This is a genomic window from Comamonas endophytica (assembly GCF_023634805.2).
GTDB lineage: Bacteria > Pseudomonadota > Gammaproteobacteria > Burkholderiales > Burkholderiaceae_C > Comamonas > Comamonas endophytica.
The window spans coordinates 3,193,176-3,214,239 of record NZ_CP106881.1 but is presented as its reverse complement, the minus strand read 5'-3'; the positions used below and the strand labels follow the sequence as shown (position 1 = coordinate 3,214,239).

The window sequence follows — 21,064 nt, the reverse complement described above, 5'->3', positions numbered from 1 at the left end:
CCCATTTCGCCCATGCTGCCTGTCTTTGCGATCTGTGCCGGTGCCTGCCTGGGCGCGCTTGCGCGCTGGCGCCTGGGCCTGTGGCTCAGCGCGGCGCACTCCCTGCCCTGGGGCACGCTGGCGGCGAACCTGGTGGGCGGGTATCTGGTGGGCGTGTGCGTTGCCGCCTTCGAGGCGCTGCCGCAGCTCGACCCGGTCTGGCGGCTGGCGCTGGTCACCGGGTTTCTGGGCGCCCTGACCACTTTTTCCAGCTTCTCGGCCGAAGTCATCGGCCTGCTGCAGCAGCAGCGCTATGCCACGGCACTGGGCTGGACGGGCCTGCACCTGCTGGGCTCGCTGGCGATGACCGTCGCCGGCATGGCCAGCGTGCAGGCGCTGTGGCCGCGCGCGCTGTGATTGCCGCGCGCCTAGCCAAAAGCTATGACTTTGTGAGCGTATAGTGGATTCAGCAGCAGCGGCCGGCGCACGGTGCACGGCATGCGCGCTGCGTTTTGGATCGTGGCGTTCGGCGCCAATGCGCCATTACCCTGTACGAGGCTCTATGCAAATTTCCAATCCACTTTCCGAGACCGATCTTGCCGATTCCTGGACCCAGTTGCATGACCAGGCGCACAATGGCGCGGTCTTGCAACCCAACTCTTACCGGCTGGCCTTTGCCGACCCGGAATTCATGTTCCGGCGCGAAACCCGCGGCATCCGCATGCAGCTCGAGCTGCTCAAGCCCGACGTGGCGCAGCGCGCGCACGGCATAGAACACACCGTCGTGGTCTATGGCAGTGCGCGCTTCGTCGACCCCGAGCAGGCTGCCAGCCAGCTGGAGGCGGCGCAGGCCAGCGGCGACGTGGCGCTGATTCTCAAGGCGCAGCAGGCGGTGCGCAACGCCCAGCGCTACGACCAGGCGCGCCAGTTCGCACGCATCGTCGCCACCGACAGCCTCAAGCAGGCACCGCAGGAGCGACTGTACATCTGCACCGGCGGCGGCCCGGGCATCATGGAAGCCGCCAACCGCGGCGCGCACGATGTGGGCGTGGACAACATCGGCCTGAACATCGCCCTGCCCCATGAGCAAAACGGCAACCGCTTCATCACGCCCGACCTGAGCTTCAAGTTCCACTACTTCGCGCTGCGCAAGATGCACTTCGTGATGCGCGCCAAGGCACTGGTGGCCTTTCCCGGCGGCTTCGGCACGCTGGACGAGCTGTTCGAGGTGCTGACCTTGGTGCAGACCAGCAAGAGCCGGCCGGTGCCGGTGATCCTGTTCGGCAGCGAGTTCTGGAAGAAGCTGATCAACTTCGATCTGCTGATCGAGGAAGGCACGATCTCGGCCAAGGATCTGGGGCTGTTCCATTACACGGACGATCCGGCGGAGGCTTATATGATCATCAAGAAGTACTATGAGATCGGGGAAAAGACCTGAGGCCTTGGAGCCGTCAGTCTTGGGATCCAAGCTCTGCGTTTGGAACGGGGACGCTCATCCTTCGACAGGCTCGGGACGAACGGTGACGGCTGGAATTCAAGCCGTTCGCCCTGAGCCCGTCGAAGGGTGAAGGGCCGGCCTTCGAAATCCGCACGCAATGCTCACCGCGGCAACTGCTGCATCCTCTCCTCCCCCTCCTCCGGCACCCGTATCCCCCAGGCCGCCTTCACCCCGCAGCTCACCGCCACCCCGACGCTCCAGAACAGCGCCGAGATGCCGATCACCCCGCCGGCCGCGCCGAACAGCATCGGCATGGCGACGCTCGAGGCGTTGATCACCATCAGCCGCAGTCCCAGCGCCTCGCCCTGGCGGTGCTGCGGCGTGATCTGGTGCAGCATGCTCATCACCATCGGCTGCACCGAGCCCAGCGAGAAGCCCAGCAGCACCGAGCAGATGCCCATGGTCAGCGCGCTTTGCGTGAACGGGTAGACCATGAACAGGCAGGCCGTGGCCGCCATCGCGCCGGCAATGACCGCGCCTTCGCGCAGCCGGTCGGAAATCAGCGGCATCAGCAGGCGCACCACGGTGGCGGCCACGGCAAACAGGCCCAGCAGCGTGCCGATGACCGAGGCGCTCATGCCGCGCTCGTGGCCCAGCAGCGGCAGCACGAAGGTATGCACGTCCCAGCTGGCCGACTGCAGCCAGTTGACGATCAGCACGGTACGGAACGTCGGGTCGTTGAGCAGATCCCAAGCGCGCTGACCGCCGTGCTCGGGCAGGCGCGGTGCCGGCGGCGTCTCGCGCGTCGTGCGCACCCAAAGCCAGGCCAGGACCGGGCTCAGCGCCATGAGCCCGAAGGCCACGCGATACCCCGACACCGGGTCGTCGCCAAATGTCGCGTGGTCGATCAGCAGACCCGCGAAGAACGGGCCGATGAAATTGGCAATGGCCGGGCCGATGGCCAGCCAGCTGAACAGCTTCTTGAGCTGCGCCGGCTCGTGCGTGGCACGGCCCACGTGGCGCTGCACCGCGATCACGACGATGCCGGAGCCGCCACCGGTGCACAGCGCCGCAAAGCACATCATGGGAAAAGTGGGCAGCAGCATGGCCGCCGCGCAGCCGGTGCTGGCCATCAGCATGCCGATGAAGAACGGCCGGCGCAGGCCATGGCGGTCGGCAAAGCGGCCCGCGGGCAGCGCCAGGAACACCTGGGTCAGCGCGAACAGCGCCAGCAGCACGCCGACCGACGCCGCGCTGTAGCCCTGCTTGAGCGCCAGCAGCGGCGCGGCCAGCCGCACCCCGGCCATCGTGGCATGCACCGCGACCTGCGACAGGATGACCTTGAACAGCGCCCCGGTCATTGCGCGCCGCCCAACTGGCCGGCTTCGGTATCTTCCGCATCGTCCGCATCGGGCAGCGCCAGCACCGCCACGGTCGTCGCCACGGGTGCGGGCAGCTCCTGCACGTCGCGCAGCCGGCGCTCGATGGCGCGCGTGCGCACGCCAACCTCGTCGAACTTGCGCGCCGCGGCATCAATGGATTTCTTGGTCGCCGCGACCACCTCGCCAAACTTGGCGAACTCGGTCTTGACCGCGCCCAGCAGCCCCCAGACTTCCGAGGAGCGCCGCTCGATGGCCAGCGTCTTGAAGCCCATCTGCAGGCTGTTGAGCATGGCCGCGAGATTGGCCGGCCCGGTGATCATCACGCGGCAGTCGTTCTGTATCGCTTCCACCAGGCCCGGGCGGCGCATGACCTCGGCGAACAGGCCCTCGGTGGGCAGGTACAGCACGGCAAAGTCGGTGGTGTGCGGCGGCGCCACATACTTGGCGTAGATCTTCTTCGCCTCGAACTTGATCGAGCTCTCGAAGGCCAGGCCCGCGCTTTGCATCAGCGCCCGGTCGGCCGCGTCATGGGCATCCATGAGCCGCTGGTAATGCTCGACCGGATACTTGGCATCGATGGGCAGCCACACCGGCTGGTCCTCGGCCTGGCCCGGCAGGCGGATCGCGAACTCGACCAGCTCGTCGCTGCCTGGCACCGTCTTCACGTTGCGCGCGTACTGCGCCGGCGTGAGCACGTTGTCGATGATCGCGCCCAGCTGCATTTCGCCCCAGGTGCCGCGCGACTTCACATTGGTCATGACGCGCTTGAGATCGCCCACGCTGCCAGCCAGCGTCTGCATCTCGCCCAGGCCCTTGTGCACCTGCTCCAGCCGGTCGCTGACCAGCTTGAAGGATTCGCCCAGGCGCTGCTCGAGCGTCGCATGCAGCTTTTCATCGACCGTGCGGCGCATTTCCTCGAGCTTGGCCGAGTTGTCCGCCTGGATCGCCGCCAGCCGCTCGTTGAGCGCGCCGCGCAGCTGCTCGGCGCTGCTCTGGCTGCCCTGCACCAGGCCGCCGAGCTGCTGCGTCACCGCGTCCTGCAGCACGCCGAACTGGTGGCGAATCTGGTGGCCGTTGCCTTCGAGCTGGTCCTTGAGCGCCGTCGACATGGCGGCCAGCTGGCTCTGCACGTCGCGCTTGAGCGAGTCCAGCGTGCCGCGCGTGGCCTCGGACAGCGCCTCGAAGCGCTGCTGGATGCGCTGCTCGAACAAAGAGGTGCTGTCGGCCAGCGCCTGGCGCGAACGCGTGCTCTCGCCCGTGAGCGCGGCCGTCGTGCCCGAGAGCTCGCGGCGGAAACCCGACAGTGCCTCGCCCAACGCGGTGCGCGTGGCATCGGCATCGGCGCGTGCCTGGGCGAGTTGGGCGCGCAGCTGCTGGCCCATGCTCTCCAGTGCGCCGTCATTCCTGGCAATGGCCAGCTGCGTGGCCTGCAGGCTGCGCTCGAGGGCCTGCAGCTGCGCCAGGATGTCCTCCTGCGCCCCGCCGGCGTCCCCGCCCGGACGGCGCAGCAGCGCCACGATCTGCAAAACCACCACCAGCGCAAGCGCTGCGAGCATGACAAGGGATTCGAAAGACACGGATGACACTTCAAAAAAAGGCGCGCCGCACTGCGCGCGGGCCAACGCACGAGCCGCAGAGGCGGTGCAGATCCATCTTTTTACCGCATGCGGACCGTCAGAGGAACCAGATCCAGGTCATGACGGCAAACAGCGGCAGCAGGATGCCGCCCGACCACAGCATGTAGCCGAAGAAGCTGGGCATCTTCACGCCGCGGTCCTCGGCGATGGCTTTGACCATCAGGTTCGGCGCATTGCCGATATAGGTGTTGGCGCCCATGAACACCGCGCCCGCCGAGATCGCCGCCAGCGTCGGCGCCAGCGTGGTCATCAGCAGTTGCGGGTTACCCCCTGCGGTATTGAAGAACACCAGGTAGGTCGGCGCATTGTCGAGGAACGACGACAGCGCGCCCGCGGCCCAGAAGTACATCGCCGGATCGGGCGCGCCGTCGGGGCGCGTGACCGCGCGCACGATGGCGCCGAAGGGGCCGTCCACGCCGGCCTTGAGCATGGCGATGACCGGAATGATGGTCAGGAAGATGCCGGCAAACAGCTTCGCGACTTCCGCCATCGGCGCCCAGCCGAACTGGTTGCGCAGATGCACCTCGGCCGGCGTGATGCGCAGCGAGGCCCACACCACCGCCAGCAGCCCGATATCGCGCACCAGCCCCGGCAGGCCCACCGCGGTGCCCGCGATGTCGAACGTGACCGGCGACTTCCAGAAGCCGCTGAGCAACACCAGCGCGACGACCACGCCCAGCAACGCGAAGTTGGCCTTGCCCTCGAAGCCGAAACGCTCGGCGCCCTCGGCCTGCGCGGGCATTCCGGCCATCCACTCCCCGGGCTGGCGCATGAACCAGCTGTCGAGCATGAAGAACAGCGCCAGCAGGCTGCCGATCAGGAACAGGGTCTCTGGGAAGATGTGTTTCAGCGTCCAGAAGAAGTCCACTCCCTTGAGAAAACCCAGGAACAGCGGCGGATCGCCCAGCGGCGTGAGCGAGCCACCGGCGTTGGAGACGATGAAGATGAAGAACACCACGATATGCGCCGTGTGCCGGCGCCCTTCGTTGGCGCGGATCAGCGGGCGGATCAGCAGCATCGAGGCGCCCGTCGTGCCCATGAAGCTGGCCAGCACCGCGCCGGTCGCCAGGATGCTGGCATTCAGCGCCGGCGTGCCGCGCAGGCTGCCGCGGATATAGATGCCGCCCGCGACGGTGAACAGCGCCAGCAGCAGGATCACGAAAGGCAGGTATTCGGCCAGCAGCGCATGCACCAGTCCCGTGCCCGCGGCCTGCAGCCCGAACAGCGCCGCAAAGGGCAGCAGGAAGGCCAGCCCCCAGGCCGCCGTCACTTTCCCGAAATGGTGATGCCAGAAAATCGGCGCCAGCAGCGGCATCAGCGCAATGGACAGCAGCAGCCCGGCAAAGGGCACGCCCCACCATACCGCCAGCGCGGCCCCGTCCATATCGGCCGCGAGGGCCCAGCCCGGCAAAGTCGCCAATGCAGCCAAGGCCGCGGCACGCAAGCATTTCATAGGAAGTTTCCTGTTCAGGCCGAAGGCGCAATCTCGAACACCTGGCGCAGATAGGCCAGGTACTTCTCATCGTCGCACATGCTCTTGCCCGGCGAGTCCGAGAGCTTGGCGACGGGCTGGCCCGCGCAGCGCGTCATCTTGATCACCACCTGCAGCGGCTCGTAGCCCAGGTCGTTGGTCAGATTGGTGCCGATGCCGAAGGCCAGCAGGCAGCGCCCGCGAAAGCGCTCGAACAGCGCGATGGTCCGCGGGATGGTCAGCGCGTCGCTGAAGATCAGCGTCTTGGTCAGCGGATCGACGCGGTTGATGCGGTAGTGCTCGAGCAGGCGCTCGCCCCAGGTGAACGGGTCGCCGCTGTCGTGGCGCGCGCCGTCGAAGAGCTTGCAGAAATACAGGTCGAAGTCGCGCAGGAAGGCGCTCATGCCGTAGACGTCGGACAGCGCGATGCCCAGGTCGCCGCGGTATTCGCGCGCCCACGACTCGAAGCCGAACACCTGGCTGTCGCGCAGCCGCGGGCCCAGCGCCTGGCAGGCCTGCAGGTACTCGTGCGCCATCGTGCCCAGCGGCGTCACGCCCAGCTTCATCGCATACAGCACGTTGCTGGTGCCGGCGAACTGGCCCTCCAGCCGGTTGGACGACATGCGCCCCTCGCCCGTGCCCAGCCGCGCGCACAGCACGCGCAGCACCTCCTCGTGCCAGGCCACGCTGAAGCGCCGGCGCGTGCCGTAATCGGCGATCTTCAGCGTCTCCAGGCCCGGCGCCTGCAGCTGCCGCACCTTCTCCTCCAGGCGCCGGCGGCCCTCGGGGAAGTCGGGCACCTTCTGCGTGTTGCGGAAGTACACCTCGTTGACGATGGCCAGCACCGGGATCTCGAACAGGATGGTGTGCAGCCACGGCCCGCGGATGGTGATGTCGATCTCGCCATTGGGCAGGCCCGTCACCTCGATGTATTTCTCGTTGAGCCGGAACAGCCCGAGGAAATCGATGAAATCGCTCTTGATGAAGCGCAGCCCGGCCAGATAGGCCAGCTCCGCGTCGCGGAACTGCAGGCTGCACAGGCAGCGGATCTCCTCGCGGATCTCGTTCACATAGGGGGCGAGCTGCACGCCGGGGTTGCGGCACTTGAAGCGGTATTCCACCTGCGCACTGGGAAACTGGTGCAGCACGACCTGCATCATGGTGAACTTGTACAGGTCGGTGTCGAGCAAACTGGTGATGATCATGGGCGCGACGGGGGACAGGGCCCCCGCTGGCAATGGCAGGCATTGCAGAGTGTAGGCGATTCACACCCTGCCTCGCGCCCCCGGCGCCTCAGGGATTGCCATCCCGATTGCCGTCGGCAGCGACGCGATAGGGTTCGGCATCGAATCTCAGCGGCTTGCCGGCGCAGCTGCTCTGGCGCGGCGGCATGGTGCCGTGAAGAAAATAGCTGGCGACCTGTGCGTCCACGCATTGCTCGCCATAGGGGAACACCCCGTGCTGAAACTCGTTCTCCACCACGATCACGCTTGCTTGGGGCAAGGCATCCAGCGTGGCTTGCGCACCGTCGATGGGAGTCAATGCATCATGGCGGCTTTGCAGCATAAGGATCGGCCCCGCCTGCCGGATCATCGCCAATGGTGGTCGCTGGATGCGTGGATGGGGCCAGTGCGAGCACATCGAGGGCGACGCGGCAGCTGCATTGCGGTGCGTATTGCCGCTGGCATCGCTGTCGTTGCACACCACGCTCAGTTTCACGGCCATGGATGACAACTCATCGCTGAAATCCTCAGAGGAACCATCTGGCGCTTCGAACAGCCGGGTCGCCAGTTGCTGCGCAAGCTCGACTGCGAGCTCGTTGATCCCTGGGTCCGGAGCAAAGCGATGGGCCGCGACCGCGGCGAGGATCTGGCCTTTGTCGGCCGCGGAGTGTTGCCTCAGCAAGCTTTGCAGTTCCAACGCGGCTTTCATATAGACAAGGTTAAGGTCGATTCGCCTCGAGTCGCTCCAGCTCCAATGGATGGTCTTGGAATTGCCTTTGTCGAAATCACTGGAAAACAGCAGTTCGCTCAGCTCGGGCGAAAGCGCTGCCAGTGCGCTGCGCAGTTCGGCGACGCTCTTGCCCAGATCGAACAGCTGCGGATGGCGGGTGGCATATGGCAGGAAGATCTCATCGAGCAACCGCTGCCTGGCCATGTCTTGCGATGCAAAAGTTTTCTCGATCCCTTCAAAGACGTTAAGACTGCTGTCGAGCCGCATGCGCCCGACGTGCGCCGGGTAGAGGCTGGCATACCAGGAGCCGATCCAGGCACCGTAGGAATAACCGATGTAATTGAGTTTCTCGTCACCGAGCAGCCCCCGCATCAGGTCCATGTCGCGTGCTATGGCATCGGTGTGGACATGCTTGCTCAGCGGTTCGGCGCTGCAGGCCTGGGCCAGCAGGCGCATTGCAGTTTGCGGATCCAGTACATCCACCAAGTTGCCATCCGGTAACAAGAAGGCTTCGACATCCATCGCCGACCCATCACATTTCAACCGGGTCCCGGCTCCTAAGCCGCGGGGTGAAAACCCAATCAAATCGTAACGTTCGGACATCTGCTTGAACTGCGGGCTGACCGGGTTGCCCGGATCGGCCGTGCTCCAGTGCCGTCCAAAGAATGCCCCCAACCCCAGGCCATCGACGCCCGGGCCTCCGGGATTGAAGAAAATCGCACCCTGTCGCTGCTGCGGCTGTGCGGCCGCGACTCTCGACAGTGCCACCTGCAGTTCGCCCAATTGCGGTCTGGAGTAATCCAGCGGCGCACGCATCAATGCGCACTGAGCGCGGTCACCCAATGCTTCGAAATCACCCTCGTGCCGTTCCCAGAGTTTTTCGCCCACGAAAGCCCTGTCGCAGGCGTGCCATTCCAGCCTCTGCTGGGTGAAGGCAGACATAGGGTCCTGCGGTGCGGATGAAGATGCATTGTCGCCACCGCCACCACATGCGGCGAGAACAGCAGTCAGTGCGGCACAAGGCAGCCAACGGTGGCGCGGATTGGAACGAGGGTTGCTTGTCAAGGGAAGCCTTTTGTACCGAATGGAACCAAGGTACGGGCCATTGGGCGTTATCCATGCAATGGATTCGGCCGTGGACGCACCATCCACACCATTTTTGGCATGCGTACAATAGCTTAAATCTATTGAGAAATTAATTCAATTAAATTTACTATCCATCGGCGTGTCGAGCCGTCCCTTGCCCATCCACAAGGCATTCAGGTGATCTTCAGCGACTGCAACACGTCCAGCAGTCTCGAGGGCAAGGCACAGGGGCGGCGCGTCTCACGATCCACATAGACATGGATGAAGTGGCCCGCCGCCGCCGTCATGGTTTTGCCCTGCGCAAACAGGCCCACCTCGTAGCGCACGCTGCTGCTGCCGATGCGCGCCACGCGGATGCCGGCCTCCACGATCTGCGGAAAGACCAGCGGCGCGAAGTAATTGCACTGGGTTTCCACCACCAGGCCGATCACTTCGCCCTGTTCGATATCGAGCGCACCCTGCTCTATCAGATGGGCATTCACCGCGGTGTCGAACCAGCTGTAGTACACGACGTTGTTCACATGGCCATAGACATCGTTGTCGGACCAGCGCGTGGAGATGCTGCGGAATGCCCGGTATGAGGTGCGCGGCTGCGGGGCTGCACGCCCGGCCGTGGGGGTAGAGGAACATGCTTCGGACATAACTCGCCATTGTGCTGCCGCATTGCTGCATTGCCTCTCCCCTGCAACCCGCAGGTGCCGCAGCCCATGCGAGTCGAGCCTTGAGACTACAGAAGGCTTTTGTTGCGTTGCAACAAGTTACTTGCGCCCCTTTACGAAATGTCTAGAATCGAGCTTATGCTGCACTGCAACATGGCAATGGCCGCACAGCGCAGATGTCCCCCAAGCTGGTTCATTGCATAACGCCATTCAAGGAGAAATCACATGACGCTGACCCCCGAAGCCATTTTGAACGCCCACAAGGCCAACCTCGAGACCCTGTTCGGTCTGACCCAGAAAGCCTTCGACGGCGTGGAAAAGCTGGTGGAACTGAATGTGGCGGCATCGCGCGCTGCACTGTCGGAAGCCGCCAACCACAGCCAGCAACTGCTGGGTGCCAAGGACGCGCAGCAGCTGCTGACGCTGCAGGCGCAGTTCTTCCAGCCGCTGGCCGAGAAGACCGCCGCGTACAGCCGCAGCCTGTACGACATCGCCAACGGCACCGGGGCCGAGCTGGCCCAGACCGTCGAAGCGCGCTCGACCGAATTCCAGAAGAACCTGGGCGACCTGATCGACAGCACCACGCGCAATGCGCCTCCGGGCACCGAAGCCGCCGTGGCCGTGCTGAAGAACTCGATCACCGCCGCGACCAACGCCGCCGAATCCGTGCAGAAGGCCGTCAAGCAGGCTTCCGACATGGCGCAGGCCAACATGCAGGCCGCTTCGCGCAATGTGTCCGACGCCGTGAAGAGCAGCACGCAACAGGGCTGATAGCTAAAATTTTTTGTTACGGGTCTTCCCTGATACAGGGAATACCCGCATAATAGACCCATCGTTCAGGTCGAGGCCTGAACCACCAGTTGTCTCCTTGGATCCTCTCGAAACCCCCGTTTCTTGGATCCTTTCAAGCCCGGTCTTTGGCCGGGCTTTTTTTTGCCTTTCTGCAGGCATGGCAATCGCCCGGGGCTTATTGAGAACAATTCGCGTCTGACGTATGATCGCCGGTTTCCATTCCACTGCGGCCCTGCCATGACGAAGACCTTCCATACCCTGATTGCCGCCTGCGCCCTTGCCGCCACGGGCGCGGCCTTTGCCGATGCCGGTGTCGTCAACCTGTACTCCGCGCGCCACTACAGTACGGACGAAGCGCTCTACGACGGTTTCACCAAGGCCACGGGCATCAAGGTCAACCGGGTCGATGCCGACGACGCGGGCATCCTCGCGCGCCTGAAGGCCGAGGGCACGGCCTCGCCGGCCGATGTGATCCTGCTGGTCGATGCCGCGCGCCTGTACCGCGGCGAGGTCGATGGCCTGTTCCGGCCGGTGCGCTCGCAGGTGCTGGAAGACGCGATTCCCGCCAACCTGCGCAGCAAGCCCGCGGCCGATGGCGGCATCTCCTGGTTCGGCCTGTCCACCCGGGCGCGCGTCATCGTCTACAACAAGGTCAAGGTCAACCCGCAGGACGTGCAGACCTACGAATCGCTGGCCGATCCCAAGTTCAAGGGCAAGCTGTGCATCCGCTCGGGCTCGCACCCCTACAACCTGAGCCTGTTCGGCGCCGTCACCGAGCACATGGGCGAGCAGCGGGCCGAGGCCTGGCTCAAGGGCCTGGTCGCCAACCTGGCGCGCCCGCCCAAGGGCGGCGACACCGACCAGATCAAGGCCGTGGCCTCGGGCGAGTGCGACATTGCGGTGAGCAACAGCTACTACCTCGCGCGCATGATCCGCTCGAACAAGCCCGAAGACACCGCCGTGGCCAACAAGGTCGGCGTGGTGTTCCCCAACCAGCAGTCCTGGGGCACGCACATGAACATCGCCGGCGGCGCCGTGGCCCGCCACACCAAGAACCAGGCCAATGCCGTCAAGTTCCTCGAGTACCTGGCCAGCCCGGCGGCGCAGAACTATTTTGCCAATGGCAACAACGAGTGGCCCGCGGCCAAGGGCGTGCAGCTCGACAACCCGGCGCTCAAGGCCATGACCAACGGCCAGCCCTTCAAGAGCGAGACCATCCCGATCAGCGCGGTGGGCGCCAACATGACCAAGGTGCAGCAGATGCTCGACCGCGTGGGCTTCAACTGATCCCGCAGCGCTCGCAACCGGTGCCCGGCCCGATGGCCGGGCTTTTTTTCACCTGTCCAGGCACTTGACCTTGCCACGATGGCAAGCCTTAGCATCGCGGCCTCCCTCTTCCCAAGGAAGCATGATGAAGCTTTTCCCGCCCCCCTGGCTGGCCGCCATCGCGTTCGCCGCAAGCGGCATGGCCCATGCCCAGCCGCCTGCAGCGGAGCACCACCACTACGGCGCCGCGCCCGCCGCCGATCCGGTCGTGCGCGCCTACCAGCAGGCCAACGACCGTATGCACGCCGACATGGCCATCGGCTTCACGGGCGACGCCGACGTGGACTTCATGCGCGGCATGATCCCGCACCACCAGGGCGCGATCGACATGGCGCGTGTCGCGCTCGAGCACGGCAAGGACCCCGAGGTGCGCAAGCTTGCTCGGGAGGTTATCGCCGCCCAGCAAAAGGAAATCCGCAAGATGCGCGAATGGCTGGCCGCCCGGGGCAAGTAGCGCGGGCAAAGCGGCGTCGCACCAGGGCGCGGACGCCTATGCGGCGTTTTGGGCACTGCAGGCGACAGCGCCAGCCCCAGAATTCTTGCCATAATCCATGCTTACGTTTACGTTTACGTTCACGTCAATTCAGGAGACAAGCATGGATATCGCAGGCAAGGTTTTCATCGTGACAGGCGGCGCTTCGGGTTTGGGCGAAGGCACGGCGCGCATGCTCGCCGCCAAGGGTGGCAAGGTGGTCATCGCGGACATGCAAGACGACAAGGGCCGCGCCGTGGCGCAGGAGATCGGCGGCGCCTTCGTGCACTGCGACGTGAGCAGCGAATCCGATGCGCAGGCCGCCATGGCGCAGGCCGTGCAACTGGGCAAGCTGATGGGCCTGGTCAACTGCGCGGGCATTGCGCCGGCCGAGAAGACCGTGGGCAAGAACGGCGCGCATGCGCTGTCGGTGTTCAGCAAAGCCATCAACGTCAATCTGATCGGCAGCTTCAACATGATCCGCCTGGCGGCCGAAGCCATGAGCAAAAACGAGCCCGAAGCCACCGGCGAGCGCGGCGTGATGATTTCCACTGCCAGCGTGGCGGCCTATGACGGCCAGATCGGCCAGGCGGCCTATTCCGCCTCCAAGGGCGGCATCGTCGGCATGACGCTGCCGATCGCACGCGACCTGGCGCGCAGCGGCATCCGCAACATGACCATCGCCCCCGGCATCTTCGGCACGCCCATGCTGTTCGGCATGCCGCAGGAGGTCCAGGACGCACTGGCAGCAGGCGTGCCCTTTCCCAGCCGCCTGGGCACGCCCGGAGACTATGCCAAGCTGGCCTGCCATATCTTCGAGAACGACATGCTCAATGGCGAAGTGATCCGACTGGACGGCGCCATCCGTCTTGCACCCCGCTGATTCCTGCCTCAAGGGAGGTTTTCGCGGAAGATCACCAGGGTCCGTGCTGGATCGACCCCCAGCATGGCGTCGCGCTTTTCGCGCAGGTTGGTGAAGATGCGCACGCAGCTCATCATCGCCGCCTGCGGGCTCTGGGTGATGACCGCGTCCATGCTGCCGTCGATCAGCATGGCGCGCGTGTCGGGCGTGAGGCCGTGGCCGATGAAGACGACCTTGTGCGCGCGACCCGTTTCCTTGAGCGCGCGCGCCACGCCGTCGGAGGCTCCGCCGATGTTGTAGATGCCGGCCAGATCCGGGTACTGCTCGAGCAGCGTGCGGGTCTGGACATAGTTCTTCTGCGCATCGTCATGCCCCTCGCGCAGGCCCACCACCTGCAGCGCCGGGAACATCTCCTCGATCACATGCAGGAAGCCGGCCTCGCGCTCCTCGTGCGCGCTGTAGCTGCGCGAGCCGGCGATCAGCGCCACCTTGGCCGCGCGCGTGCCTGCGCCGATGAAGCGTCCGACCAGATAGCCCGCGGTGCGGCCCGCGGCGCGATTGTCGAGCCCCACATAGGCAGCGCGGCGTGAACCGGCCAGGTCCGATATCAGCGTGATCGTCGGCACTCCGCGCTCGGCCAGCTGCGCCACCGCTTCACGCACCACCGGATGCTCGAGGGCCATGAAGGCAACGCCGTCGCAGCGCTCGCCCAGGCGCAGCAGCCGCGCCGCCAGCTGCTGCGGGTTGAAGCTCTCGAACTGCTCGCTGCGGCATTTGACATGGAACGGCGCGAGCTGCTCCTGCGAATAATCCAGCGTATCGCCCAGCATGCGGATGAAGCGGTTGTTGCCATCGGGCAGCAGGAAACCCAGGCGCATGGGCGCGGCAGCCAGCGCCGCGTAGACACCGGTTTCGGGCAGGTAGTCGAGCTCGGCCGCTGCCTTGAGCACTTTCTGCGCCGTGGCATCGCGCACGCCGGGACGCCGGTGCAGCACCCGGTCCACCGTCGCGGTGGAGACCTTGGCGGCGCGCGCGATGTCCGCCACGCGTGCGCGCTGCGCTTTAGGGTCAACCCTCATACATCAAAATCCATCATTTTTTGATTTGACGCCTTCATGGCAAGCCCCTATCGTTGCACCAATTCCATCCAATGATGCATCAAAAAGCATCAAAATAAAAAGGAGACAAGCATGCCTGAAATCACCCGCCGCAGCGTCCTGCGCAGCCTGTCCGCCGTTCCCGCGGCATCCATCGCCAGTGGCATGGCCGCGTTCCCGGGAATCGCACGCGCCGCCGAATTCTCGTACAAGTACGGCAACAACCTGCCGGTGACCCACCCGCTGAACATCCGTGCCCAGGAAGCGGCCGACCGCATCCTCAGGGAGACCAAGGGCCGCGTCGAGATCAAGATCTTCCCGAACAACCAGCTCGGTGGCGACACCGACATGCTGGCCCAGGTGCGCTCGGGCGGCATCGAGTTTTTCACGCCCTCGGCGCTGGTGATCGCCACGCTGGTGCCGGTGGCGGCCATCAATGCCATTGGGTTCGCGTTCTCCGACTACAGCCAGGTCTGGTCGGCCATGGACGGCAAGCTGGGCGCCCACGTGCGCGCCGCCATCGGCAAGATGCGGCTGTATGCGTTCGACAGGATGTGGGACAACGGCTTTCGCCAGACCACCAGCAGCAAGGCGCCCGTGGCCAGCGCCAGGGACCTCGACGGCCTGAAGATCCGCGTGCCGGTGAGCCCGCTGTCGATCTCGATGTTCAAGGGCCTGGGCGCCGCCCCCGCGAGCCTGCAGTTCAGCGAGGTCTACTCCTCGCTGCAGACGAAGATCGTCGATGCGCAGGAGAACCCGCTGCCGATCATCCAGGTGGCCAAGCTCTACGAAGTGCAGAAGTTCGCCTCGCTGACCAACCATATCTGGGACGGCTACTGGTTCGTGGCCAACGGCCGCGCCTGGGACCGTCTGCCGCCCGACCTCAAGACCATCGTTGCCGCGGCCATCAACGACGCCGGCCTGCAGCAGCGCGAGGACATCCGCAAGCTCAATGAATCGGTGATCACCGACCTGCAGGCCAAGGGGCTGCAGATCAACCGCCCGGCGGCCGACAGTTTCCGCGCCAAGCTGCGCGAATCGGGCTTCTACGCCGAGTGGAAGGGCCGCTTCGGCAACGAAGCCTGGGGGCTGCTGGAACAGTCCGTCGGCAAGCTCGCCTGAGCGGCACCCAGGACGCCGCTTCCGTCCCTCCCGGAACCCCCGTACGCTGCGCCCTGCCCTGGCGCAGGCCTGACCCTGCCCGAAGAAAGCTCTGCCCATGTCCCTTGCCTCAGCTCCAGACATCCATGCACCGCCGGCCAACCCGCTGAGCGCGCTGGCCGGGCGCATCGACCTGCGCCTGGGCGCCGTGGTCGAAGCCGTTGCCGCGGCCATCGTGCTGGTGGAAATCATCATCCTTTTTGCCGGCGTGGTGGCGCGCTACGCGCTGCACGCGCCGCTGGTCTGGTCGGACGAACTGGCCTCGATCTTCTTTCTCTGGCTGTCGATGCTGGGCGCCGTGGTGGCGCTGCGCCGCGGCGAGCACATGCGCATGACGGCGCTGGTCGGCAAGGCCGGCCCGCAGGCGCGCGGGCTGCTGGAAGCGCTGGCCGTCACCGCCGCACTGGCCTTCCTGGCACTGGTCATGTTCCCGGCCTACGAGTATGCCGACGAGGAGTCGTTCATCGTCACGCCGTCGCTCGAGATCAGCAATGCCTGGCGCGCCTCGGCCATTCCCGTGGGCGTGGGCCTGATGGCGGTTTTTGCCGTGCTGCGGCTGCTGCGCCTGTGCACCCTGCGCCAGATCGCCATCACCGTGGCGGCCACCGCCGCGGTCATCGGCGCGTTCTGGCTGGCGCAGCCGCTGTTCGCCACGCTGGGCAAGCTCAACCTGGTGGTGTTCTTCCTGATCGTGGTCGCAGCCACGGTGTTCGCCGGGGTGCCCATCGCATTCTGCTTTGCGCTGGCCACCTTCGGCTACCTGGCGCTGACCACGCATACCCCGATGGTGGTGATGGTCGGGCGCATGGACGAAGGCATGTCGCACCTGATCATGCTGGCCGTTCCGCTGTTCATCTTCCTGGGCGCACTGATCGAGATGACCGGCATGGCGCGCGCCATGATCCAGTTCCTCGCCAGCCTGCTGGGCCACGTGCGCGGCGGGCTCAGCTATGTGCTCATTGGCGCGATGTACCTGGTGTCGGGCATCTCGGGCTCGAAGATCGCCGACATGGCGGCCATCGCGCCGGTGTTGTTTCCCGAAATGAAGAAACGCGGCGCCAAGCCCGGCGACCTGGTGGCGCTGCTTTCGGCCACCGGCGCGCAGACCGAGACCATTCCGCCGTCCATCGTGCTGATCACCATCGGCTCGGTCACCGGCGTGTCGATCGCCGCGCTGTTCACCGGCGGCATGCTGCCGGCGCTGGTGCTGGGCCTGTGCCTGTGCACCGTGGTCTGGTGGCGCTACCGCAAGGAAGACCTCAGCGGCGTGATGCGCTACAGCAAGGCCCAGATCGGCCGCTTCTTCGTCATCGCGCTCCCGGCCATCGCCCTGCCCTTCGTGATCCGTGCTGCAGTGGTCGAAGGCGTGGCCACGGCCACCGAGGTCTCGACCATCGGCGTGGTGTATTCGGTGCTGGCCGGGCTGCTAGTCTACCGCCAGTTCGACTGGCGCCGCCTCAAGCCGATGCTGATCGAGACCGCGTCGCTGTCGGGCGCGATCATGTTCATCGTCGGCTGCGCGACCGCCATGGCCTGGGGCCTGACGCAGTCGGGCTTCTCGACCGACCTGGCGCAGTGGATGGCCGGCATTCCCGGCGGTGCCTATGGCTTCCTCGCGATCTCGATCGTCGCCTTCATCGTGCTGGGCTGCGTGCTCGAAGGCATTCCCGCCATCGTGCTGTTCGGCCCCCTGCTGTTTCCCATTGCCGTGCAGGCCGGCGTGCACCCGGTGCATTACGCGATGGTGGTGATCTTCGCCATGGGCATCGGCCTGTTCGCGCCGCCCATCGGCGTGGGCTACTACGGCGCCTGCGCGATCAGCAAGGTCGATCCCAACGAGGGCATCAAGTACATCTGGGGCTACATGGCGGCGCTGCTGGCCGGACTGCTGCTGGTGGCCGCCATTCCGTGGATCTCCATCGGTTTCCTGAAGTGAGCTGCACGCGCACCGCTTCCCTCTTTCCTTCACCTCTTTCACGGAATAAAAATGAGCCGCCATTTCGGAGAAATTCGCCAGCTGGGCTACGTCGTGCACGACATCGAAGCCGCCATGGAATATTGGAGCAAGACATTGGGCGTGGGCCCCTGGTTCTACAACCCCAGGGTGCCGATCGAGAACTACCGCTACAACGGCGAGGCGCATGTGCCGCACAACTCGGTGGCGCTGGCCAACTCGGGCTTCGTGCAGGTCGAGCTGATCCAGACGCGCAACGGCGTGCCCTCGATGTACCGCGACTTCCTGCAGGCCGGGCGCACCGGGCTGCAGCACGTCGCCTACTGGACCAACAGCTACGACGCCGACCTCGAGCGCCTGCTGCGGCAGGGCTTCAAGCCGGTGATGAGCGGCGAGGTCGGCCAGAACGGGCGTTTCGTCTACTTCGACACCGAATACCACCCGGGCACGGTGATCGAGCTGTCCGAGGTCGCGGGCCCCAAGGGAAAGATGTTCGACCTGATCCGCGCCGCTTCCGAGTCCTGGGACGGCGTCACCGACCCCGTCCGCCCTTTTCCCGACCTGAGCCAACTCTGATCGCCGCGTCATGACTGCCGACCGCTTCGAAGCCACCTACCTGATTGAAACGCCGCTTGCGCCCGCCCATGTGGCCGAGGTGATGGCGGGCGAACAGTCCTGCGGCACCTTCACCCGTGTCGAGGGCGAGACCGATGCGCTGCGCGAGCGCGCGCGCGCCACCGTCGAGTCCATCGAGGAACTCGAGCCCGTGGGCGCGCCCAGCCTGCCCAACGCGCTGCTCGAGCGCCAGGGCCGCAGCGGCCCCTGGCGGCGCGCGCGCGTGCGCATCTCCTTTCCCGTGGCCAACGTGGGCGCCAACCTGCCGACGCTGGCAGCCACCGTGTCCGGCAATCTCTACGACCTGGGCGAGGCCAGCGGGCTGCGGCTGGAGAGCATGCAGCTGCCCGCGGGCTACCGCGCGCAGTTCGACCTGCCCCGGGCCGGCATCGCCGGCACGCGCGAGCGCACGGGCGTGGCCGGCGGCGCCATGGTCGGCACGATTCTCAAACCCAATGTCGGCTTCACGGCCGCGCAGACCGCCGAACTCGTGGCACGGCTTTGCGCCGCCGGGGTGGATTTCATCAAGGACGACGAGGTCTGCGCCGATCCGGCCCATGCACCGCTGGCGCAGCGCGTGCCGGCGGTGATGGCCGTGGTGCGCGAGCACCAGCAGCGCACCGGCAAGCATGTCATGGTGGCATTCAACATCACCGATGAAACCGACGCGATGAAGCGCCATGCCGACCTGATCGAGCGCGAAGGCGGCAGTTGCGCGATGGCCAGCCTCAACTGGTGCGGTTACTCGGCGCTGCAGACGCTGCGCCGCCACACCGGCCTGGCGCTGCACGGCCACCGCAACGGCTACGGCGCGCTGTCGCGCCATCCGCTGCTGGGCATGTCCTTCCCGGCCTACCAGACGCTGTGGCGCCTGGCCGGCGTGGACCACATGCACGTACACGGACTGCAGGGCAAGTTCTCGCAGCCCGACGAGGAGGTCATTGCCTCGGCGCAGGACTGCTACACGCCGCTCACGGACGGCATCGACGACCGCGTGCTGCCGGCCTTTTCCTCGGGCCAGTGGGCCGGCACCGTCGAAGCGACCTGGAACGCGGTGCGCAGCGACGACCTGCTGTTCATGTCGGGCGGCGGCATCCTTGCGCACCCGGACGGCCCTGCTGCCGGCGTCGCCAGCATCCGCCAGGCCTGGACCGCGGCGCGCGCCGGCATTCCAGCAGAGGAATATGCGCGCGAAGCGCCGGAACTGGCGCGGGCGCTGGTCTTCTTCGGCAAGTGACCGGCCAATGCAAAAAGACCTGAAAATCGCCTATTACGGCGATGACTTCACCGGCGCCACCGATACGCTGGCCACGGCCGCGCGCGCCGGCCTGCGCACGCTGCTGTTCCTCGGCCTGCCCGGCACCGGGCAGCTCGAACGCGCCGGCCCGCTCGACTGCCTGGGCATTGCCGGCGCGGCGCGCGCCATGGCGCCCGCCGAGATGCAGGCCGAGCTCGAGCCCGTGGGCCAGCTGTTCGCCCAGCTCGGCGCGCCCGTCACGCATTACAAGACCTGCTCGACCTTCGACAGCGCGCCGCACGTGGGCAGCATCGGCGCTGCCATCCGCATCCTGCAGCCGCATGCGGGCAATGCATTCGTGCCGATCGTCGGCGGCCAGCCCAATCTGCGGCGCTATTGCGTCTTTGGCAACCTGTTTGCCGGGGCCGGTCCCGCCATGTACCGCATCGACCGCCATCCGACGATGCGCCGGCACCCCGTCACGCCCATGCCTGAAGCCGATCTGCGGCTGCACCTTGCGCAGCAGGGCCTCGCGCAGGTCGCATCGATTGATTATCCGGACTATGCGCAGCCTGCCGGGATGCTCGACCTGCAGCTTTCCGGCGTCATCGCGCAGCAACCCGATGCCGTTTTGCTCGACATCGCGCATACCGACCACCTCGCCACCGTCGGCCGGCTGATCTGGAACCAGGCCCGGCGGCAGCCCCTGCTGGCCGCGGGCCCGAGCAGCGTGGTGCAGGCACTCGCGGCACATTGGCAAAGCGAGGCAACGGTCGCCCCCAACCCCATCGCCCCGGCCGATGGTCCGGTGCTGGTCCTTGCGGGTAGCCTGTCCCCGGTGACGGCACGCCAGATCGCGGCCGCAAGCTCCTATGAGCAGCTGCTGCTGGATGCAGCGCGCCTGGCGCATGATGATGATTACCGCCTGCGGATGGCGCAGCACATTGCAGGACGGCTGGCGCAAGGCATGGATATGCTTGCCTGTACCTCCCGTGAAGGGCATGCCGTTGCCGATGCAACGACCGATGCGCGGGCGCTGGCCCTGGCTTGCGGAGATTTGCTGGCTCAGATACTGAAGCTGGCTCCCCTCAAACGGCTCGGCATTGCCGGTGGCGATACCTCGAGCCATGCCGTGCAGGCGCTCGACGCCTGGGGCCTTTCCTATCAGGCGCAGCTTGCGCCCGGCGTGGCGCTGTGCCGGCTGCACAGCGACGATCCGACGCTCGACGGGCTGGAGATCATGCTCAAGGGGGGGCAAATGGGAGGAGAGATGTTGTTTGAAGAGCTGCGTGCGGGACAGAAGGCCGTTTGACCGGCTCAGGCGAACGTTGGATATCCAGAACGCTCGCCAAAAACATCTTCAGCAGGCTCAAAGCAAATAACACCCACAACGAAAAACGCCACCGTGCAAAAACACGGTGGCGTCATCGTAATCAGCAAAACCAATGCAAGCATCGATCCACGAACTATGGCGGAGTGGACGGGACTCGAACCCGCGACCCCCGGCGTGACAGGCCGGTATTCTAACCAACTGAACTACCACTCCTGGCAGCTGAGCTTTTGCCTGTACTCGATACAGGCCAAGTGCTTCAAACTTGGCGACCCTACGGGGATTCGAACCCCGGTACTCACCGTGAAAGGGTGATGTCCTAGGCCTCTAGACGATAGGGTCGTAACCTAAGAACTTCCGTTCTGAATTTTGGTGGAGGTAAACGGGATCGAACCGATGACCTCTTGCATGCCATGCAAGCGCTCTCCCAGCTGAGCTATACCCCCATTGGAGCGATGCGAAATGCACAATTCCATTGACTGTGGCGGAGTGGACGGGACTCGAACCCGCGACCCCCGGCGTGACAGGCCGGTATTCTAACCAACTGAACTACCACTCCTGGCAGGAAGCTTCGTATCGCTGCAGACATGTGCAGCCATCAAGCGCTTCAAAC

General features: G+C 65.5%; 18 protein-coding genes and 4 tRNA genes. 11 read left to right on the top strand and 11 right to left on the bottom strand.

Annotation, left to right across the window (positions count from 1 at the left end):
• The first annotated feature begins 12 nt into the window (after positions 1 to 12).
• Together crcB and M9799_RS14655 are read left to right on the top strand one after the other, a co-directional pair.
• Positions 13 to 396 carry a fluoride efflux transporter CrcB gene (gene crcB, locus M9799_RS14660; RefSeq protein ID WP_231044614.1) on the top strand — a complete coding sequence of 128 codons (384 nt, stop codon included), beginning with the start codon at positions 13 to 15 and terminating at the stop codon, positions 394 to 396.
• 145 nt (positions 397 to 541) lie between these two features.
• The gene (locus M9799_RS14655) at positions 542 to 1,417 is read left to right on the top strand and encodes an LOG family protein (protein WP_231044613.1); all 876 of its coding nucleotides are present in this window, start codon (positions 542 to 544) and stop codon (positions 1,415 to 1,417) included.
• A 161-nt stretch (positions 1,418 to 1,578) separates the two neighbouring features.
• On the opposite strand, the gene M9799_RS14650 is transcribed toward M9799_RS14655, so the two are convergent.
• From M9799_RS14650 to M9799_RS14625, 6 genes are all read right to left on the bottom strand, one after another.
• Entirely contained in the window at positions 1,579 to 2,778 is a 1,200-nt protein-coding gene (locus M9799_RS14650) for an MFS transporter (protein ID WP_231044612.1), read from the bottom strand.
• Positions 2,775 to 4,355 carry a DNA recombination protein RmuC gene (locus M9799_RS14645; RefSeq protein WP_255662775.1) on the bottom strand — a complete coding sequence of 527 codons (1,581 nt, stop codon included), beginning with the start codon at positions 4,353 to 4,355 and terminating at the stop codon, positions 2,775 to 2,777. Before M9799_RS14645 ends, M9799_RS14650 begins: the two co-directional genes overlap by 4 nt.
• A gap of 118 nt (positions 4,356 to 4,473) precedes the next feature.
• Complete coding sequence (locus tag M9799_RS14640; protein WP_231044610.1) at positions 4,474 to 5,889, bottom strand: sodium:proton antiporter; 1,416 nt, start codon at positions 5,887 to 5,889, stop codon at positions 4,474 to 4,476.
• 14 nt (positions 5,890 to 5,903) lie between these two features.
• Positions 5,904 to 7,112, bottom strand: a complete 1,209-nt coding sequence (pncB, locus tag M9799_RS14635; RefSeq protein ID WP_231044609.1) for a nicotinate phosphoribosyltransferase — start codon at positions 7,110 to 7,112, stop codon at positions 5,904 to 5,906.
• An 88-nt stretch (positions 7,113 to 7,200) separates the two neighbouring features.
• Positions 7,201 to 8,802, bottom strand: coding sequence for an alpha/beta hydrolase (locus M9799_RS14630; RefSeq protein WP_231044608.1), 1,602 nt, complete (start codon positions 8,800 to 8,802; stop codon positions 7,201 to 7,203).
• 317 nt (positions 8,803 to 9,119) lie between these two features.
• The gene (locus tag M9799_RS14625; protein WP_231044607.1) at positions 9,120 to 9,587 is read right to left on the bottom strand and encodes an acyl-CoA thioesterase; all 468 of its coding nucleotides are present in this window, start codon (positions 9,585 to 9,587) and stop codon (positions 9,120 to 9,122) included.
• 243 nt (positions 9,588 to 9,830) lie between these two features.
• Here M9799_RS14625 and M9799_RS14620 point away from each other — a divergent pair, with 243 nt between their 5' ends.
• The 4 genes from M9799_RS14620 (at position 9,831) to M9799_RS14605 (ending at position 13,078) form a co-directional block, all read left to right on the top strand.
• A complete protein-coding gene (locus M9799_RS14620; protein WP_231044606.1) occupies positions 9,831 to 10,376 on the top strand; it encodes a phasin family protein in 546 nt (181 codons plus the stop codon).
• Positions 10,377 to 10,634: 258 nt separating this feature from the next.
• Positions 10,635 to 11,684, top strand: coding sequence for an extracellular solute-binding protein (locus M9799_RS14615; protein ID WP_231044605.1), 1,050 nt, complete (start codon positions 10,635 to 10,637; stop codon positions 11,682 to 11,684).
• A 124-nt stretch (positions 11,685 to 11,808) separates the two neighbouring features.
• Positions 11,809 to 12,177, top strand: coding sequence for a CopM family metallochaperone (gene copM, locus M9799_RS14610; protein WP_231044604.1), 369 nt, complete (start codon positions 11,809 to 11,811; stop codon positions 12,175 to 12,177).
• Between the two features lie 142 nt (positions 12,178 to 12,319).
• A complete protein-coding gene (locus tag M9799_RS14605) occupies positions 12,320 to 13,078 on the top strand; it encodes a 3-hydroxyacyl-CoA dehydrogenase (RefSeq protein WP_231044603.1) in 759 nt (252 codons plus the stop codon).
• Positions 13,079 to 13,086: 8 nt separating this feature from the next.
• Here M9799_RS14605 and M9799_RS14600 read toward each other — a convergent pair whose 3' ends face one another.
• Positions 13,087 to 14,136: a LacI family DNA-binding transcriptional regulator gene (locus M9799_RS14600; protein WP_231044602.1), complete on the bottom strand. Its 1,050-nt coding sequence runs from the start codon at positions 14,134 to 14,136 to the stop codon at positions 13,087 to 13,089.
• Positions 14,137 to 14,247: 111 nt separating this feature from the next.
• On the opposite strand from M9799_RS14600, the gene M9799_RS14595 reads away from it, so the two are divergent.
• The 5 genes from M9799_RS14595 (at position 14,248) to M9799_RS14575 (ending at position 20,433) form a co-directional block, all read left to right on the top strand.
• Positions 14,248 to 15,276 carry a TRAP transporter substrate-binding protein gene (locus M9799_RS14595; protein ID WP_231044601.1) on the top strand — a complete coding sequence of 343 codons (1,029 nt, stop codon included), beginning with the start codon at positions 14,248 to 14,250 and terminating at the stop codon, positions 15,274 to 15,276.
• A 97-nt stretch (positions 15,277 to 15,373) separates the two neighbouring features.
• Positions 15,374 to 17,251, top strand: a complete 1,878-nt coding sequence (locus tag M9799_RS14590) for a TRAP transporter large permease (RefSeq protein ID WP_231044600.1) — start codon at positions 15,374 to 15,376, stop codon at positions 17,249 to 17,251.
• A gap of 51 nt (positions 17,252 to 17,302) precedes the next feature.
• Positions 17,303 to 17,845 (top strand): VOC family protein, encoded by a 543-nt coding sequence (locus M9799_RS14585; protein ID WP_231044599.1) that lies wholly within the window; start codon positions 17,303 to 17,305, stop codon positions 17,843 to 17,845.
• A 10-nt stretch (positions 17,846 to 17,855) separates the two neighbouring features.
• Positions 17,856 to 19,121 (top strand): ribulose-bisphosphate carboxylase large subunit family protein, encoded by a 1,266-nt coding sequence (locus M9799_RS14580; RefSeq protein WP_231044598.1) that lies wholly within the window; start codon positions 17,856 to 17,858, stop codon positions 19,119 to 19,121.
• A 7-nt stretch (positions 19,122 to 19,128) separates the two neighbouring features.
• Positions 19,129 to 20,433, top strand: coding sequence for a four-carbon acid sugar kinase family protein (locus M9799_RS14575; protein ID WP_231044597.1), 1,305 nt, complete (start codon positions 19,129 to 19,131; stop codon positions 20,431 to 20,433).
• 157 nt (positions 20,434 to 20,590) lie between these two features.
• On the opposite strand, the gene M9799_RS14570 is transcribed toward M9799_RS14575, so the two are convergent.
• The 4 genes from M9799_RS14570 to M9799_RS14555 all read right to left on the bottom strand — a co-directional run bounded on the left by M9799_RS14570 (position 20,591) and on the right by M9799_RS14555 (position 21,010).
• Positions 20,591 to 20,667: transfer RNA gene (locus tag M9799_RS14570), tRNA-Asp, on the bottom strand.
• Positions 20,668 to 20,717: 50 nt separating this feature from the next.
• Positions 20,718 to 20,793, bottom strand: a tRNA-Glu gene (locus tag M9799_RS14565).
• Positions 20,794 to 20,821: 28 nt separating this feature from the next.
• Positions 20,822 to 20,897: transfer RNA gene (locus M9799_RS14560), tRNA-Ala, on the bottom strand.
• A 36-nt stretch (positions 20,898 to 20,933) separates the two neighbouring features.
• Positions 20,934 to 21,010: transfer RNA gene (locus M9799_RS14555), tRNA-Asp, on the bottom strand.
• Between the last annotated feature and the right edge of the window lie 54 nt (positions 21,011 to 21,064).